Origin of the sequence: Burkholderia sp. S-53, assembly GCF_025560745.1 — a bacterium.
GTDB lineage: Bacteria > Pseudomonadota > Gammaproteobacteria > Burkholderiales > Burkholderiaceae > Burkholderia > Burkholderia pyrrocinia.
The window spans coordinates 129,627-146,747 of sequence record NZ_CP090482.1; the positions used below are offsets into that span (position 1 = coordinate 129,627).

The window sequence follows — 17,121 nt, forward strand, 5'->3', positions numbered from 1 at the left end:
GATTCCTCTGTTTCATGACGAAGGGCGACGCCCGACGCCGCTCGCGCGGCCCCGGCCGACGACCGCATGCACGGGGCCGGCGCAGACGTAGCCGCGCGCGTCGCCGCAGCACACGCAGCGGGCGTCCGACCGGATCACGCTGCCGGTTGCCAGCGGGTCGGGATGGTACCTGAAAGCCGGTAACGACCCGGAGTTCTCCGTCGGTCCGGATGGAGGAGGAAGCATGCGTTGCGAACTCGAACAGCCATTGTGCCGCGGCGTAACGGTACGACTGCGGAACCTCGCGCTCCGCAAACTCCCCGCTCACTAAACGACAGACGCGATGCGTTGCGCCACCGTGCGCAAGATATCCGTCACTCGCCGCGCGGCACGGGCGGCGGCGCAAAGCCATTGTCATTGCCGGGGAATGGGTTCGCGTTGCGGCGCAGCGCTTCCTCGTCGTTCTCCTTCTGCGCGAACAGCGCGACGCCGATCACGCCGACGTTCGCGGCATCGCCGTACTTCGAATTCGCGACATAGCTGTCGGGCACCGCCGCGAAGCGGAACGCGGCGACTTCGTCGCGGCTCTTGCGGAAACCCTCGATCGTCAGCGTGCGGCCCGGATACAGCACGTAACCGCCGTTCGTATAACTGCCCGGCCGCCCCGACAGCACGTCGAGGCCGTCGACGGTCGACACGACTTCGAACGTGCGACGCCCCTGGTTGCGCAACACGATCATGTAGCGCGAACCCTCGACGCCCGCCATGTGCCAGCGGCCGTTGCTGCGCGCAAGGCGCAGCGGCACACCTTTGTCGTCCGTAAACGACAGTGCGATGTCGCCGTTCGCGAGCGCGACGCGGGTCGGCAGCCGGCGCACCTGGGATGCGGGAAGATGTCCGGGCAGCGCGTCGTTGTAGTAGACCGACGCGAGATCCGTCGGCTTCGCCGGATCCGCGCGTTCGAATTCGACATTGCGGGTTTCGGATCGCACCGACTCGCCCCACGCGGTGCCGAGCCCACGGCGTTCGCTGGCGTCCGGTGCAGCGGCGGACGCGGCGGTACTGCCTGACGGCGGGGGCGGCGCCGCACAGGCGGCCAGCCAGAGCGCGCAGGCGAGCGCCAGAAGACGGAACAGGATGGTCATGACGTGATGCCTCGGAATGTTATCGGACCGCGCCGGGCCGGCCGGAACGGCGTTTTCGTGTCGTCTGTCGTCACGCTGTCGATCGGACATGCTTGCCCGCGTCGGCCGGTGCTGCCATGACGGCGGCCCGGCGACCGGGAGCCCCGCTATTTAAGCATGGCAAGCGCGCAATGGGCAGGGGCCGCGCGCGTCGCCTGCGGCGGGCTCGTGCCCGGGGCATCCGGTCGCGCGACCATGCCCATCGCGCCGTCGGATTCGCGGCGAACGCCAATGCATCGCTGTATTGCGAGGAACGTCGAACGACGCGCCGTGCGCGCCGATAAAAAAACGGCCCGGCCCGCTTCGCAGCGGGCCGGGCCGTGACGGGATGCGTGCTGCTTACAGCGCGCCGCCTTGCGCCGACGCCGAACCCTTCAGGCCGACCGATGCACCGCCCTGCACCGAGTTCGTCGCACCTTCAAGCGCTTCGCCGGCCTTCGCCTTCGCGCCGCCCGCGACGTCGCCTGCCTTCGACACCGCGCCTTGTGCGTGGCTCTTCGCCGTGCCGGCGACGTGCTTCACGTGCGACTTCGTCGAGTGTACGGCCGATGCCGCGGCATCCTTCGCCGTGCCGGCTGCCGAACCCACTGCCTGGGTCGCGCCGCCCACCGCATTGCCGGCTGCCGAGCCGACGCTGCCGACCGTCTTGCCGACGCCGTTCAGCGCGCCGCCAACGACGTTGCCCGCGCCCGAACCCGAACCTGCCGCATTCGCGCCGGCGCCAGCCTGCACGCCCACGCCTCCGCCGAGCAGCGGCGTCTGGACCTGTGCGCCGACGCCTGCGGAACCCTCTGCGCCGGTCTGGGCCGTCTGTGCGAAAGCAGCCGACGTCGCCATCGCCGTCAGTGCGGCACCCAGCAGAATCGTACGAATCTTGTTCATGGTCATTCTCCCCAAAGACGTTGTTGCTGCGGGCCGCCTTCGTGCGGCTTGTCGCATGCCTCACCGCGAAGTGCGGCAGGTGGAGCTAATGTAGCGGCGTCGACGGGCAAAACGATTGATTTGCGGGGACTGTTACTTCCGTTGCAAATGCTGACGATTGACTCACACTGTTTGACAATCGGGGGCTGGCGACGGAACGGCGGACGTATTTGCAGGCGGGCGGGCGCGAACCCGGTGGCGCGCGGCGCAGGCCGCGTCGCGATGGCGATCTGCCCGGTCGTCACGCATCGGGCAAGCAGGCAGGTGAAACGGCTAACAGGGAAACCGGCCGTTTTTATAAGCATCCCAAAGGATGTGTATTGGCCAGCCGTCGGCTCGGCCCGACAAGCGACTCCTCGCGATCAGTTCGATGTCGTCGGACACGCACGCCGCCACGCCGGCGTTGCCCGATGCGCTGAAGGCGAGCTTGTACGCCTTTTCGCGCAACGCATTCACAGCCGGCGTATCGATCGCGGCACCCGGATCGCCGTCGATTGCGTCGAATGCCGCCATCCACTGCGCATCGAACGGGTCGGCATCGCGACTGTCCAGCGCGCGGTCGCAATCGACGTCGCCGAGGAAATCGAAAAAACCCGGCGCCGACAGGATTGCGTCCATTTCAAGCAGATGCGCGTTCGTCATTGCAGTCCCCTCAAGAAACACGGCCCCGATCGCCTGTCGGTAGACACAGGCAGATCGGGGCCGTGCGCGCGTCCGCCCGGTTACGGCCGGAACGTATCGCCGAGCACGACGCCTTCGCGACGCGGATCGGTGCCGCCCTGCAACGCGGGCGACTGGCCGACCGTTACGCGCATCACGGTGTTGACGCCGCTCGCCTGTGCAGACGTCGACACCTTGTGCCCGAGTGCGAGCAGGCCCGTGATCAGCGGATCGTTCGCGCCGTTATTCGCGGTGTTGACGTTCGGATGCTCGCCGCCGATCGTGGTCGTCGGGCTGTTGCTCGCGCCGAAATCGACGAGCCCGGCGGACTGCTGCGCGTCGAGCCCCCAGTCGAGCGCACCGACCAGCGTCTTGACCACGTATTGCGGAATCGTGCCGCCACCCGGCGAACCGGTCGCCATCACGAAATCGCCGCGCGAACCGTCGGCGGCCTGCCCGAACACGATCGTCGGCGCCATCGAGCTGCGCGGCCGCTTGCCCGGCTGCAGGCGGTTGGCCACCGGATTGCCGGAGGTGTCGACCGGGTTCGCGGAAAAGTCGGTCAACTGGTTGTTCAGCAGGAAGCCGTTGGTCATGTGGAACGAGCCCATGCTCGACTCGACCGTCGTCGTCGCGCTCAGCACGTTGCCGTCCCCGTCGACGATCGTGAACTGGTTCGTGCCGTGCTCGATCAGCGTCGTGTCGACGCCGAGCGGCACCGCGCCGAGATTGCCGGGCTGCGCGGTGCCCATGCTCTTGGTCGTGTCGATCAGCGCCGCGCGCGATTTCAGGTACGGCTTGTTCAGCAGCGTATCCCACGTGCCGCCCGGCAGCGGCACGAAATCCGTATCGGCCACGTACTTGTCGCGGTCGGCATACGCGAGCCGTTCGGCCTCGGTGACGAGATGCACGCCCGCGACGGTCGGCTTGCCGCCCTCGAGATCGATCGCCGTCGGCTTCAGCGGCTTCAGGTCGAAGTTCTCGAGGATGCCGAGCGCCGATGCGACCGCGATGCCGCCCGACGACGGCGGCGGCATCCCGCATACCCAGTAGCTGCGATAGGTCGTGCACACGGGTGCGCGGCGCTTCGCCTGATACGCGGCGAGATCCGCGACGGTCGTCTTGCCCGGCGTGAGCGTCGAGCCGTCGGCCCCCTTCGTCGTCGCGATCTTCGCGACGATGTCCTGCGCGATCTGCCCCGTGTACAGCGCATTCGCACCCGACTGCGCCATCATCGACAGCGTGTGCGCATACGCGGGGTTCTTCAGCACGGTGCCGAGCGTCTTCGGCGAGCCGTCGGCATTCAGGAAATACGCGGCTGCCTCTGGGTCGCGCTTCAGGTTCGCGGCGTTCGCCGCGATCGCGTCGGCGAGCCGGCCGCCGATCGGGAAGCCGTTGGTCGCGAGCGTGATCGCATCGCCGAACAGGTTCTGCCACGGCAACCGGCCGTGATCCTGCTGCAACGCCTCGATGAGCCGCGGCACGCCGATGGTGCCGATCGAGCGGCCGCTCGCGCGCGCGTTCGGCAGCGGCACCGAATGGTCGGTCGTGTCGTCGACGTAGCGCAGGTAGTTCTCCGTCGCGGCGGCCGGCGCGGTTTCCCGGCCGTCGTACGCCTGCAGCGTCTTGCCGCGCGCATCGTAGTAGAGCAGCACGCCGCCCGACCCGAGGCCCGTCGCCTCCGGCACCGTCAGGCCGAGCACGGCCTGCACGGCGACCGCCGCGTCAGCAGCCGTGCCGCCTTTCTTCAGCACCGCACAACCGGCCGCGCTCGCGTATGCGTTGGACGTCGCCACCAGGTAGGTCTTCGCATAGACGGGCTTCATCCCGGTGCGATAGCCCGACGACGCTTCCGGCAGCGACGGATCGCCCGGCTGGTTCGAGCCCACCACGACCGTCGCGCCGCTGTTGTCGACCGCGAGGCAACTCGCATCGGTTGAAGGTGTCGGTGTGCGGCCCGCGTCGTTCTCGACGTCGCCGCCGCATGCGGTCAGCAGGGCGGCCGCGAGCAACGCGGACGCATACGGGAAAATCGCTGTTCTGTTCATTGTTCGTCGACGTTCTTTTAGGTCGTTGCGATGGGCATCACGCTGCCTGCGACCCCCTCGGTGCACCGGCAACGCGTTCGATAGTCCCATGAACAGATTTTTTTCCGCAATAAGGAAATGAAACAATGCGGCCGATCGGTAGCGCGCCTGAGCAAGTGCGACCGGCCTACATTGGTTCGTTGACGACATGCAAGACGAAGATGTTGGCTTGCGGCCGAGCCAAGCACCTGCTCGCGACCCCGAGCGGCCATTCGCCCGGCAACGACGAGGGACCACTTCCGGAGATCAATCGATCGTCGTATATGAAGGCGGCTCTTCCGACATGTCAGTCACCGCGGACGTCCGTGCTCATGTCTGCCTGAGACTCCCCCCATCAACGATGGCTTGACGAACCGTTGGCTAAAACTTGTGACGCAACGCAGCGCGGATCGCGAGTTGATGATTGTTCGATGAATCACCGAGATTGCCGATGTCGGCGACCGCAGGCGCGCCCGTCGACGACGTGCCTGATGCGCGTTGCCAGGCGCCTTCGACATAGAGGTCGGTTCGCTTCGACAGAAGATAGTCCGCCATCAGCATCACCTGGTTGTAGTGCTGGTTGCCGACTGTCTGGCCCGCAGTCGTGGTGACGGATTCACCCTTCAGGTAGTCATACGCCGCGCTGAAGCTCAGCGCCGGCGTGGCGAGCCATTTCACCGCGAAGTCGACGTTGTTGAAGTGCGCCGCGGAGCCCGCGAGTACGCCGCCAAGACCGGCATATTGCGTGTTGGACCAGGACGCCGTCAGCTTGACCGGGCCAATCTCATATCCTGCACCGACCACCGCCGTCTGATATGCCGAGGCGCTGGCGTAACCCTTGTTCAGCGACTGCGATAGCTGCGAAGCGCCATTTGCGTTTCCGGTGAAAAAGCCCGATCCGGCCGCCGCTGATGTCGGATTCTTGAAGTATTCGAATGCGCCGCCGAAGGTAAAGGGGCCGTTCGCGTAGCTGACGCCAATGGAGTAACCGCTGTTCGCCGTGCCATCCCCCGGCACACCGCCCACGCTATATTCGCCGCCGACGCTCAGGCCGCGATAGACCGGGCTCATGTAACGAATGGAATTGTTGACGCGCAGCGAATTTCCCGTATTGTCCAGATCGCCTGGATGAAGAAAAATCGCCGTGCCAGCCTGCGATCCCTGTGTCGTCACGGGTTGGGCGAAGTACAGCACCATGTCGTATTGCCGACCGAAGGTGAGCGACCCGAAAGGATCGCTGCGCAAGCCGACAAACGCCTGCCTCCCGAGGAACGTACCGCCCTGCGCAGACTGGCCACTGTTGATGTTCACCCCGGGCTCCAGCGTGAAGACCGCTTGCAGGCCCCCACCCAGATCTTCCACACCTGTGAGGCCGAAGCGGCTGCCGTTGATGCCGCTCGTCGAATCGAGGAAGATCCTCTTTCCACCCGTGGGTCCACCGACGTTGTTGACGAACATCACCCCCTCGTCGAGGATACCGTACAGCGTCACCTTGCTCTGCGCGTGCGCGGTCACCGAATGCATGCCGACCACAGTGACAAGGGCGCATACGCTTATTCCAGATTTCATTTTCCAGATCACCTTGATAAGACATGCTAATCGAATTGATTTCGCTCTGGCCGAATGTGCTGGCGAAATGGCGGTTGGTGATGCCTTCCGCGTTTAGCGGATGGAGTCCGGGTATCAATCGTCCGGCAGCGTAACGACCGTACCGCTTGCTGCGGCTGTATGGACGGCCATCGTGGCCTGGAGTGTACGCAGGCCGTCGAGTGCCGAACACACGGGTGCTTCCGTCCCGTCGATAACCGCCCGGAAATGGCGAAGCTGTTCCGTATAGGGGCAACCCGTGTGCAGCGCTGTCCGCTCTGCCGTCAACGGATCGTGCCATCCCTTGCCGGTGCGATACTCCCAGACTTCGAGCCGCGGCAGCGTGAGCGACGCATCCGTACCGGAAAGATAATGGGAGTTCACGTCCTGCCGAGGAAACCGTTCGACTTCCCCGGCAGCGAGATCGTAGTTCCACGGCGCGGCCGTCGTGTCGCTCACGCTGACCGTTGCGAGTGCGCCATTCCTGAACTTCAGCACGACCGCCGCGGTGTCCTCCACGTCGAATCCACGCGTGTCGTTCGACGTGACTGCCTGGAGGCTTTGCACATCGCCAAAGAGATGCCTGAGCAGGTCGATGTCGTGAATCAGGTTGATGAGAATCGGGCCGCCGCCTTGCGTTCGCCGCCACGCGGTATCGAAGTATTCGTCCGGCTTGAGCCACGTGCACAACACGGTCGCGCTGACGGGCCTGCCCAATCGGCCCGACGCGATGATCTCACGCGCGCGGCGCACGATCGGATTGTGGCGACGCTGGTGACCCACGAGAACCGGTACCTTGAATTCCTGCGACGCGTCGCGAATACGTCGCGCGTCTTCGACCGTGTGCGCAATCGGTTTCTCGACGATCACAGCGATACCGCGCTCGATGCAGTCCACTGCGATCGCAGCGTGCGTCACATTGGGCGTGGCGATCACGACACCTTTGGGCTTGACGGTGTCGAGCATCGAACGGTAATCAGCAAACCACGGAACGTCATTCGCGGCAGCCATCATCCTTGCCGTTTCACTCGGATCGGCGATTGCAGCGAGGCATACCTCGTCGTGGTTTGCGGCAAGGTCGATATGGACTTTGCCGATGAGTCCGGCGCCGATGACGGCAATGGGCATTTTGTTCATGATTCACACAAGCAGTTGTTTCGTTGATCAAAGGCAGCGCAGACGATTTCGTCCAGCACCCGGTGCGACGGTTCGAGGTATCAGTTGCACCGGGTGCCGGTGCGCTCTTTACGTGCTCGCTGTATCAGATCGTTCGACGCGTTGAACGCCAGCGTCAGGCGCTCCAGTACAGGCAGCGTCTTGAACGGCATTTCCGCGCTGATGGCAATGTCGTCCGGTAGCGAACACAAGAGATCGACGAGCGGTAGTGCACCCTGTCCGGGTGGCAGCCGACCTTCACGTGCCTCCCGAATAGTCGCGTCGTCGCCAATGGGCGCGACGGCGGGTGCGTCGCAGATCTGAACGGCACGCAGTCGGGAAGCAGGAAACTCGCGCAGTTCGGCCGGCGTGCTTCCCGACCGTGCGAGGTGGAGCGCGTCGACGAGGATGGCGCCGTTGGATCGTGCCGCGGCGTCGAGCACACGGCGCGCGGCGCCGATATTGCCGACGTGACGCCAGCGCATCGGCTCCAGGTCGATTCTCAGGTCGAACCCTGCTGCGAGATCGCAGAGCCTGCCCAGGCTGTCGACCAGGCGCGAGAAATCGTCGTCGTCACCCGACACGGTCACTGCTTGTGCGCCAAGACCAGCCGCAGCCTCGAACATCGTCGCGTACGACTGAACGTCGAGTTCGGGCACGATCGAAATGAATTCGACTTCCTGCACCGTCATGCCATTGTCGTCGAGCAGACGGACCAGTTCGCGGTGTTCGTCCGTTCCCGCCTTCAGCGGATAGCACGGCATGCCGGGAGCGACGGGGTTCGTACGGATTCCGACAGAGTTGAAGCCGGCGCGGGCGCTTTGCATGATGAGCGCGGCGGGCGCCAGTTCGAGCGCCGTGAGGTGCGCCACGCCGATCCGAGGTTGTTTCATTGGATTGCGTCCTTGTTTTCGATAGCGCGGGGATCGAGTTCGATCCGCTTGATGTCGCCGACCACGAAGATGTAGCAAAGCGCGCCCACGAGGGTGATCGCAGAGATGAAGGCCAGTGCATACACGAACGAGCCCGTGGCGTTGACGATCAGACCGATGACGAGCGGCGTGACGATCCCCGATGCATTTGCAGACAGATTGAAGATCCCGCCGCTCAGACCCAGCAATCCCTTCGGTGCGATATCCGAGACGATCATCCAGGCCAGCGCGGACAGGCCTTGGGAGAAATACGCAACACAGAGAATGGCGATCACCGCTGCCGTCGAATCGACGAAGTTGGCGAGCACGATGGTCGAGCCTGTCAGCAGGCCCGCCGTCACGGGCAGCTTGCGCGCCCAGTTCAGCGACATGCCCCGACGCAGCATCGCATCGGAGATCCAGCCGCCGACCAGCGTACCGACCGACGCGGCGATGAACGGCAGAACCGCCAGGACGCCAACCTTGAGCCACGGCATGTGTCGCTCGGTGACGAGATAGGTCGGAAACCAGGTGAGAAAGAAGACGTTGGTCGCATTGCTTGCGAACTGCGCGATGCAGATTCCGAGCATGCGGCGCTCCTTGAGGATGGCGGCCATATGCGACCACCTGAAGCGCACATGCATGCGGCCGCTGCTCACCACGCCGCCGCCCGCTTCGATATGCCTGAGTTCAGCCTCGTTCGCACGGCGCGACTCGTGCGGTTCATTGAAGCGTGCGAGCCACACCCAGCCGAATACGATGCCGAAGGTGCCGACGATTCCAAACATGGCGCGCCAGCCGTACCGATGTTCGAGCCAGAAAAGAAGCGGACTCAGAAAAGCCAGGCCCGCGTATTCGGCGAATGTATACACGCCGGTTGCGCGCGCCCGTTCACTTTGCGGGAACCAGGTGGCGACGACGCGGCTATTGGTCGGAAAGCACGGCGCCTCTGCCATGCCGACGAGCAGACGGAGCATCAGCAGCGTGACGAACCCCAACGCGAGTCCTTGCAAGCCGGTGAACAGCGACCAGAGCGTCAGCGCGAAGAAATACGTCCATTTCGTTCCGATGCGATCGAGCAGGATGCCGCCGGGAATCTGCGATGCGGTGTAGGTCCACGAAAACGCCGAAAAGATGACACCCATCGTGGCCGGCGTGAGCCCGAGATCGTGGCTCATGGTCGGCGCGGCGATACCGGCGACGCTGCGATCGAGATAGTTGATCATCGTGCCGACCGCTAGCAACCCGAGAATGCCGAAGCGGGCGCGCGTGCGCCGCGCCGTGACCGACGATGCGTCGGCCGTCTGAAGGCCTGAGGCATATTTCATTGCTGTCTCCACCTGTTGTTGGCGTTTTTCCACGTCTTTCGCGACGGTGAAGACGATTCTATCGACAACACTTTTTGCATCAATACCGATTCCGTTGTCTCTTCTTCAACGATCTGTTTATAATCAACACATGGATATCGACGACCTCAACGTGTTCTGCATTGCGGCGCGGCGCGCGAGCTTCGCCGCCGCCGCGAAGGATCTGGGGACAACGCCCGCCCATGTCAGCAAGCGGATCGCCATTCTCGAAGCGACGCTGTCGGTGCGACTGTTTCATCGCACCACGAGGCGCGTCGTGATTACGTCCGACGGTGAAATTGCATTCGAATGGGCGCGCCGCATCCTCGAAGACGTCGCATCGATGACCGAGACGCTGCGAACCACGAAGGGCGAACTTTCGGGCCTGCTTCGTATCAGCTCAAGCCTGCGTTTCGGGCGTCTGCACGTCTCGCCCATTCTTTCGCTGCTGGGCGAGCGCTATCCGAAACTGGACGTCTGGCTGGAAGTGCTCGACAGGCGCACTGATCTCGTCAATGAAAACATCGACATCGATCTTCGATTCGGCGACCCTGCGCAACCGCAGTTGATCGCTCATCGCATCGCCAGCAACCGCCGCATTCTGGTTGCCGCCCCCAGCTATCTCAGGCGGCGAAGTGAGCCGAAACTGCTCAGCGATCTGGCGGAACATGAATGCCTGTTGTACCGGGAGCGGGAGCAGGCTTTCGGCACCTGGCGGCTGATGGGCCCCAAAGGTATCGAGTCAGTGAAAGTCACCAGTCGCTTCGGCTCCAACATGAGCGACGTCGTGCGGAACTGGTGTCTCGACGGCAAGGGAATTTGCCTGCTGTCGGTGTGGGACATCGCGGATGCGATTCGCGCCGGGCGCGCCGTGCAAGTGCTGCCGCAGTACTGGGAGCCTGCCGATATCTGGGCGGTGTTGAGCACTCGGTCCGCGAATTCCGCCAAGGTGCGCGTCTGCCTCGATTTCCTGAAGGAACAGTTGAGCAGCGGTCCCAATGCGCTCGACATGAATCTGGAGATCGGTGGCTGAAAGGATCCGACGGGCATGCTCGACGCAAAGCGCGTCCTCATACAGGTCGGCGGTGTCGCGATCGTTGCAGGTACGACGCCATCGAACCGGCATGACGGCCACGTGCCGAACTGCGTCGCGTGCGGGTGCGCGGCCGGTATCGTGATCCGGTGTCGTTACCTTGCCGCCCGGCGGCGCTTGCCGGCCGCTCGTCCGTCACGCACGAAACCGCGCTCCATCGCGTCGATCGCGTCGGAGAAGAACTCGAGAAACATCGTCATCGCGACGGTCGCGCTCATGTCCGCACGCTGGTAGATGCAGCTGAACGAGCGCGCGCCCGCATCGGCCAGCGGGGTCCATGCGAGCCGACCGGCAGCCACGTCGTCCGCGACGTTCTCCGCGATCAGGAAACCGACGCCCGCACCTTCGGCCGCGAGGCGCCGCACCATCGGCACCGAGCCGGTCTCGACCAACGGCCGCACGTTGCGCGGCTGCCGCGCATCGACCTGGTCGAACATCGCGCGCAACTCCGTGTCGGGTGTCATCAGGATCAACGGATGCGCGAAGCAGTCGCGCAACCGCACCTTGCCGCCGGACGACGCCAGCGGATGGCCGGGCGCCGTGACGACACCCAGCGGCTGCGCGAACGCACGCACCTCGACGACACCCGCCGCCGTGCGCCGGCGCAGCGCATAACCGATGTCGGCCTCGCCCGTCTCGACCCAGCGCACGATGCTCTCGCCGTTTCCCGAACGCACGCTGTACGTGACACCCGGATAGCGCTGCAGCGCGGCGAGGATCGCATCGGGCACGAGCTTCTCGGCCGTCGACGCGGGCACTGCCAGGTTCACGTGCCCGCGTCGCAGCGCGCGCAGGTCCTCGACCTGCGTCATCGCGTTGTCGAAATCGCGCTGGCCGCGCCGCACGGCCGCGATGACGATCTCGCCGGCCAGCGTCAGCTGCATGCCGCGCGGCAACCGGTCGAACAGCGGCACGCCGACCTGCTCCTCGAGATTGCGGATCTGCTGGTGTACCGCCGCGGCGGTCAGGTGCAGCGCTTCGGCCGCCTTGCGAATCGAGCCGCGCCTCGCGACTTCGTCGAAACAGCGGAATGTCTGCGATATCGAACGCATGAAGGGTCCGTTAGATTTTTCCGAACAGGCCGTCAAGAATAATCCGATTTTACTGACTCGCCGGATCATCTAGATTCCACTGCATCCCCGTGTTCGATTCGAATGGAGACCGCAGTGACGACCGTCGACCAGATTACCCAGCGCCGCCGTGGCGTCGGCCTCATCGCCCACGATCCCGCGCTGTCCGCGGGCGGCTATACGCTCATCGCGCCGCAAACGGCCGACGGCAACGTCTATCTCGTCGGCATCGACGGCGAAGTCGTCCACCGCTGGAAAATGCCCGTGCGCCCCGGTCGCCATGCGGTCATTCTCGCGAACGGCAACCTCGGCTACAACGGCAATCATCCGCAATCCGAATCGCGCTATGCGCCGTGGTCGATGTGGCACGGCGGCGACTTCTACGAGGTCACACCGCAAGGCGAAACCGTGTGGCGCTACGAGGATCCCGCGCATCACCACGACGCGCAGTGGCTGCCGAACGGCAACCTGCTCTATGCCGCGTGCGAACCGGTCGACGCGGCGTTCGCGCGGCGCGTGCCGGGCGGCACGCCGCACGGCGACGACGAGGTGATGTATGCGGACGTGATCCGCGAGGTGAACCGGGCCGGGCAGATCGTCTGGGAATGGCATGCGCGCGAACACCTGCGGCCCGAGGATTTCCCGATCGCGGCCGGCTTCGGCCGTTATCACTGGCCGCTCGTCAACGGTCTCGCGATCGACGCGCACGGCCGCGTGCTGATGAGCCTGCGCACGACATCGGGCATCATCGGCGTGAATCGCGACACCGGCCGCGTCGACCTGCATATCGGGCCCGACGTCGTGTCGCACCAGCATGCGCCGGTGCCGCTCGCGAACGGCAACATCCTCGCGTTCGACAACGGCAATTTCCGCCACGGCGCGCACGTCGTGTTCTCGCGTGTCGTCGAGATCGACCCGTCGACGCAGCGAATCGTGTGGTCGTACGCGGACGACGTCGTGAACCTGTTCTACACGCCGTTCATGGGCAACGCGCAGCGCTTGCCGAACGGCAACACGCACGTCACCGAATCGTCGACGGGCCGGCTGTTCGAAGTGACGCCCGCCGGCGAGGTCGTCTGGGAATACGTGATCCCGTGGTTCGCCGAATACCCCGACGCAGCCGCGCGCAAGACCGGCCCCGGCCAGTTGAACAGCGTGTTCCAGACGTTCCGCTACAGCGCTGCGCAACTGCCCTGGCTGCGGACCTGACGTTTCCGTTCGCCGCCGCGTTCCAGCCATCGTCGCCGTTCGTTTCCGAGGGGCCTGCCGTGCCGCACGATCCGATCTCCCCACCCGTCGACGCACGGCTGCCCGCGTGGCAGCTCGCGCTGTTCGGGTTGCAGCACGTGCTGTCGATGGCCGCATCGCCGATCACGGCCGTGTTCCTGATCGCGAAAGTCCTCGCGCTGCCGGCCGATCTGACGGTCCAGTTGATCGGCGCGACGTTCTTTGCGTGCGGCATCGGCACGCTGCTGCAATCGCTCGGCGCCGGCCCGATCGGCGCGCGCATGCCGTTCGTGATGGTGCCGGGCGGCGCACCGACGATGCTGTTCGCGGGTATCGCCGCGCAATCGGGCCTGCCCACCGCAGCCGGCGCGGCGCTGCTCGCGAGCGCGTTCTACTGGGTGCTGCTGCCCGTCTTCACGCGCTGCCTGCGGCTCTTTCCACGCATCGTCGTCGGCGCGATGCTGTTGCTCGTGTCGATCAACCTGATCCGGATCTACGCGGCGATCGTGGTCGGCCATCCCGGTTCGGCCGACTTCGCGCAACCGCGCGCGCTCGGTCTCGCGCTCGCGACGATCGTCGCCACGGTCGCCGTCGCGGGCGCGTTCCGCGGCACGCTCGGGCGCCTCGCGGTGCTGATCGGGCTGATGGCCGGCGCGACGCTCGGCTGGGCACTCGACGCGATGCCGGCGCTCGCCGACGTATGGCGCGGCCCGCTGTTCACGCATCCGGTGTGGCTGCCGTTCGGGATGCCGCGCTTCGACGTGCTGGCCGCATTGCCGCTGCTGATCTTCACCGCGATCTCGATGGCCGAGGCCACCGCGCAGACGGTCGCCGTCGGCGAAACGTGCGGCAAGGCGATCTCGCTGCCGCGCGACGTGCCGAAGACGATACGCGGCGATGCGCTGGCGTCGCTGGTCGGCGCGCTGTTCGGCACGCCGCTGATCGTGACCAGCGCGGAGAACATCGGCGTCGTGCAGACGACCGGCGTGCGATCGCGCTACGTGACTGCCGCCGCCGGCGCGATCCTGATCGTCGTCGCGCTGTTCGCGCCGCTCGCGCGGCTCGCGTATGCGATTCCGGCCGCCGTGGTCGGCGGCACCGCGCTGGTCGTGTTCGCGATGATCGGCGTGATGGGTATCCGGCTGCTCGCCAGCATCGACCTGCACGCGCGCGCCAACCAGTACACGCTCGCGGCCGCGCTCGTCGTCGGCCTCGCGCCGATCCTGGTGCCGAACCTGTATCGCCATTTCAGCGCACCGGTGCAGATCGTGCTCGGCAACGGCATGGCGGCCGGCACGCTCGCGGCCATCGCGACGCAACTGGCGTTCGGCGCGCTCGCGCGGCTGAGCGGGCAGACGCGCGCAGGCATGGCTGCGGCGCAAGCGCCTTCGCGCGACGTGTAATGGCGACGGCTGGCAACGGGGCGCGCCGGTTGCGTTGCGCGGGCCGGCCGGATGGGGATGGACATCGGGACGATTGCCGGCGTCACCGCGTCCGGCTATAAATCGTGGATGGATACGAATCGCTGGATTCACGACCCCGTCGGCGCCTTTCGCGCGTGGCAGGAAACCACCGCGACCGGCGCCGGCCGCCGGCCGTTCGCGCCGCGCTCGGTCGTGCAGCACGTCGCGATGTTCGAACGGTTCCTGCGCCATCTGATCGCGCACCGCGTTTCGCTGGCCACGTTCGGGCCCGACCACGTCGCCATCTTCCTGACGGAGCTTGAAAGCACGTGCGCGCCCGGCACATCGACGCGCGTGCGCTACGCGAAGCTGATCGACCGGCTGGGCCGTCATCTGGTCGACACCGGCGTGCGGACGATCCATCCGGCCGGCCGGACGACACGCGATCTCGCGTGGCCGGACGGCGAGCCCGAGCCGTGCTACCTGCCGCCCGACGCCGACGCGACACTGCAGCGCCACGTGCAACCACGATCGGACGACACGCCGGCCGACTGCCGGAATCGCGCGATCGTCGCGCTGCTGCTCGCGAGCGGCATCACGTCCGCCGAGATTCGCGCGACGACGCATGACGCACCCGATCTCGACGCGCTGCCGCCGGCGCTTTCCGTGCCGCGCAATCGCGCGCGGCCGGCGCGCCGGATCGAACTCGCCGCGTTCGCGCTGGCGCCGCTCGCCGCATGGCGCGCGCGCTCCGCAGACACGTCGGCATCGGCTCTGCTGTTTCCCGCGCCGCGCGGCGGTGGTGCGATGAACGACATGTTTCTGCTGCTCGTGGTGCGCGATGCGCTGACCGCGATCGGCTTCCACGCGGCGGACATGAGCCCGCGCGTGCTGCGCAATACGTATGCGCGCCGCCAGTTGCTCGCCGGTCACGCGCACGTCGATGTCAGCGCCATGCTCGGTCTCGTCAGTACACGAACCGTCACGCGCATCCGGCAGACGCTGCCGCCCGATGCGGCCGCGGATCGCGCCGAGCACGAGCGTTGAACGAGCTCACGGAACGGCCCTATTCCTTTTTGTTCCCTATTCGCCCGGCTTCGACTCGATCAGCCGCAGAATCCGGGTGTCGTACGGCGATTGCATGACTTCCGCGACGCGGACCTCGGACGCGGCAGGATGCAACGGATTCAGCAGGAAGTTGTGCGCGTGCGGCACGACGACGCTCGGGACGCGCAGCAGCGCGCTCGGCTGCGTTTGCAGCCACTCGGTGCCGGCGCTGCGGGTCCAGTCGACGTTCGTTCGCCAGTCGTCCGGCGCGTCGCCTTCCGCGATTTCGGCGACGTCCACCGATTCCGATACCTCGATACGAAGCAACTGGTATCCGCTCGGCAATTGCGCGACGGTAGCGATTTCGAAATGCACGAGCGTTTCGAGCAGCGCGAGCGCCGGATGCTCGGCGAGATACACGACGGGCTGTCCGGCAAAATGCCAGCGCCCGCCGGCGCGCAACCCGCCGATCCCTTTCAGGTCGGCGTAATTGCTGATCCGCCACAGCGTCGTCAAGCGAAGTACCCCTCGTCGATCTGCGTGAGGACCTCTTCGACGAGCCGCGCGCCATGCTCGGTGCTCGCCATGTCGAGCGACGTGCGGCCGCCGAAGCGCTGGAGCCCGTTGCGCAGCCATGCCATCGCGTTGTCCTGGTCGCCGAACGTGGCAGTCGCCTGCGCGACGATGCGCGCGAGGCGGATCGCCTTGTCGGATTCCTCCGGCGACAGGCGTTCGTGCGCCTGGCGACGATGGCTCAGTGTGCGGCGCGGAATGATGAAGGCCAGTTCATCCGATTTCAGCCCGCGCTCCGACAGCCGGTCGATCACCGAGACGTCGACGCGTGCGCTCGCCAGCTCGGCAAGATCGGCGCCCGACCGGACGCGAATCGCCAGCAGCTGCTCGAGAATCGTGAATTCGGCCTGACGCGGATGCGCGACGCCCGAAGGATGGAACGCAATGGTGCTCATGACCTCTCTCCGGCAATTTGCCCAATCATTATAGGCGTTTTGCCGGAGACTTGCGGGAGCGGGGTTGGGAGAGCGCCTGTCGCGCGTCAGCGAAGGAGGCGGCAAGGAGATAGCGGATGTGACCCGCCTGTCTGGCAGCAGATTTCGGTGGTCGCGAATCGAAGATTCGCCTGGGTGACTCGATGCAATTATTCAGTATATAAAGTCCAGAAAAACTTCTTGCGATTGTCACGTAACAACTCGTCTACTGATTCAAGTCGCTTCTGCCCGTAGCGGTGCTCGTGAAGCATTCTCGAGCACGCTTCGCCGGAGCATGGCCGCTACGCCTGCTCCGTTTTCGAGGGCACCACCTCCAAGCGGCGACGCTCCCGGGACTACACCAGCGACACCACCAGATTCCGGGGGCGTCGGTCGCGGCGCCCATGTGGCATGGCGTGGCAAAACTTCTGCTGAAACCCGATCACGTCTCCCGGAACTGACAGTCGTGTCATGAAGCGTGGAAAC

General features: G+C 65.5%; 16 protein-coding genes. 4 read left to right on the forward strand and 12 right to left on the reverse strand.

Annotated elements, in window-relative coordinates; genetic code table 11:
- Positions 1-12: 12 nt before the first annotated feature.
- The 9 genes from LXM88_RS37225 to LXM88_RS00535 form a co-directional block, all read right to left on the reverse strand.
- A complete protein-coding gene (locus LXM88_RS37225; RefSeq protein WP_412524086.1) occupies positions 13-225 on the reverse strand; it encodes a CbrC family protein in 213 nt (70 codons plus the stop codon).
- 128 nt (positions 226-353) lie between these two features.
- Positions 354-1,124, reverse strand: coding sequence for a hypothetical protein (locus tag LXM88_RS00500; RefSeq protein WP_262531095.1), 771 nt, complete (start codon positions 1,122-1,124; stop codon positions 354-356).
- A 378-nt stretch (positions 1,125-1,502) separates the two neighbouring features.
- A complete protein-coding gene (locus LXM88_RS00505) occupies positions 1,503-2,045 on the reverse strand; it encodes a hypothetical protein (RefSeq protein WP_262531096.1) in 543 nt (180 codons plus the stop codon).
- Between the two features lie 312 nt (positions 2,046-2,357).
- Complete coding sequence (locus tag LXM88_RS00510; RefSeq protein WP_262531097.1) at positions 2,358-2,702, reverse strand: hypothetical protein; 345 nt, start codon at positions 2,700-2,702, stop codon at positions 2,358-2,360.
- Positions 2,703-2,806: 104 nt separating this feature from the next.
- Positions 2,807-4,792 carry a gamma-glutamyltransferase family protein gene (locus tag LXM88_RS00515; RefSeq protein ID WP_262531098.1) on the reverse strand — a complete coding sequence of 662 codons (1,986 nt, stop codon included), beginning with the start codon at positions 4,790-4,792 and terminating at the stop codon, positions 2,807-2,809.
- A 399-nt stretch (positions 4,793-5,191) separates the two neighbouring features.
- The gene (locus LXM88_RS00520) at positions 5,192-6,379 is read right to left on the reverse strand and encodes a porin (protein ID WP_262531100.1); all 1,188 of its coding nucleotides are present in this window, start codon (positions 6,377-6,379) and stop codon (positions 5,192-5,194) included.
- 114 nt (positions 6,380-6,493) lie between these two features.
- Positions 6,494-7,534 carry a Gfo/Idh/MocA family protein gene (locus LXM88_RS00525; protein ID WP_262531101.1) on the reverse strand — a complete coding sequence of 347 codons (1,041 nt, stop codon included), beginning with the start codon at positions 7,532-7,534 and terminating at the stop codon, positions 6,494-6,496.
- A gap of 80 nt (positions 7,535-7,614) precedes the next feature.
- A complete protein-coding gene (locus tag LXM88_RS00530) occupies positions 7,615-8,445 on the reverse strand; it encodes a sugar phosphate isomerase/epimerase family protein (RefSeq protein WP_262531102.1) in 831 nt (276 codons plus the stop codon).
- Positions 8,442-9,791 carry an MFS transporter gene (locus tag LXM88_RS00535; RefSeq protein ID WP_262531104.1) on the reverse strand — a complete coding sequence of 450 codons (1,350 nt, stop codon included), beginning with the start codon at positions 9,789-9,791 and terminating at the stop codon, positions 8,442-8,444. Before LXM88_RS00535 ends, LXM88_RS00530 begins: the two co-directional genes overlap by 4 nt.
- A 130-nt stretch (positions 9,792-9,921) precedes the next feature.
- On the opposite strand from LXM88_RS00535, the gene LXM88_RS00540 reads away from it, so the two are divergent.
- Positions 9,922-10,842 carry a LysR family transcriptional regulator gene (locus LXM88_RS00540; RefSeq protein ID WP_262531106.1) on the forward strand — a complete coding sequence of 307 codons (921 nt, stop codon included), beginning with the start codon at positions 9,922-9,924 and terminating at the stop codon, positions 10,840-10,842.
- Between the two features lie 155 nt (positions 10,843-10,997).
- Here the strand turns inward: LXM88_RS00540 and LXM88_RS00545 are convergent, their stop codons facing one another.
- Entirely contained in the window at positions 10,998-11,954 is a 957-nt protein-coding gene (locus LXM88_RS00545; protein WP_262531108.1) for a LysR family transcriptional regulator, read from the reverse strand.
- A gap of 102 nt (positions 11,955-12,056) precedes the next feature.
- Between LXM88_RS00545 and LXM88_RS00550 the strand changes: the two genes are divergently transcribed.
- The 3 genes from LXM88_RS00550 to LXM88_RS00560 all read left to right on the forward strand — a co-directional run bounded on the left by LXM88_RS00550 (position 12,057) and on the right by LXM88_RS00560 (position 15,649).
- Entirely contained in the window at positions 12,057-13,181 is a 1,125-nt protein-coding gene (locus tag LXM88_RS00550) for an aryl-sulfate sulfotransferase (RefSeq protein ID WP_262531109.1), read from the forward strand.
- Between the two features lie 59 nt (positions 13,182-13,240).
- Positions 13,241-14,602: a uracil-xanthine permease family protein gene (locus LXM88_RS00555; RefSeq protein ID WP_262531111.1), complete on the forward strand. Its 1,362-nt coding sequence runs from the start codon at positions 13,241-13,243 to the stop codon at positions 14,600-14,602.
- A 108-nt stretch (positions 14,603-14,710) separates the two neighbouring features.
- The gene (locus tag LXM88_RS00560; RefSeq protein WP_262531604.1) at positions 14,711-15,649 is read left to right on the forward strand and encodes a site-specific integrase; all 939 of its coding nucleotides are present in this window, start codon (positions 14,711-14,713) and stop codon (positions 15,647-15,649) included.
- A 36-nt stretch (positions 15,650-15,685) separates the two neighbouring features.
- Here LXM88_RS00560 and LXM88_RS00565 read toward each other — a convergent pair whose 3' ends face one another.
- Together LXM88_RS00565 and parS are read right to left on the reverse strand one after the other, a co-directional pair.
- Complete coding sequence (locus tag LXM88_RS00565) at positions 15,686-16,165, reverse strand: RES family NAD+ phosphorylase (protein ID WP_262531113.1); 480 nt, start codon at positions 16,163-16,165, stop codon at positions 15,686-15,688.
- A complete protein-coding gene (parS, locus tag LXM88_RS00570; protein ID WP_262531115.1) occupies positions 16,162-16,617 on the reverse strand; it encodes a type II RES/Xre toxin-antitoxin system antitoxin in 456 nt (151 codons plus the stop codon). Before parS ends, LXM88_RS00565 begins: the two co-directional genes overlap by 4 nt.
- Positions 16,618-17,121: the final 504 nt, after the last annotated feature.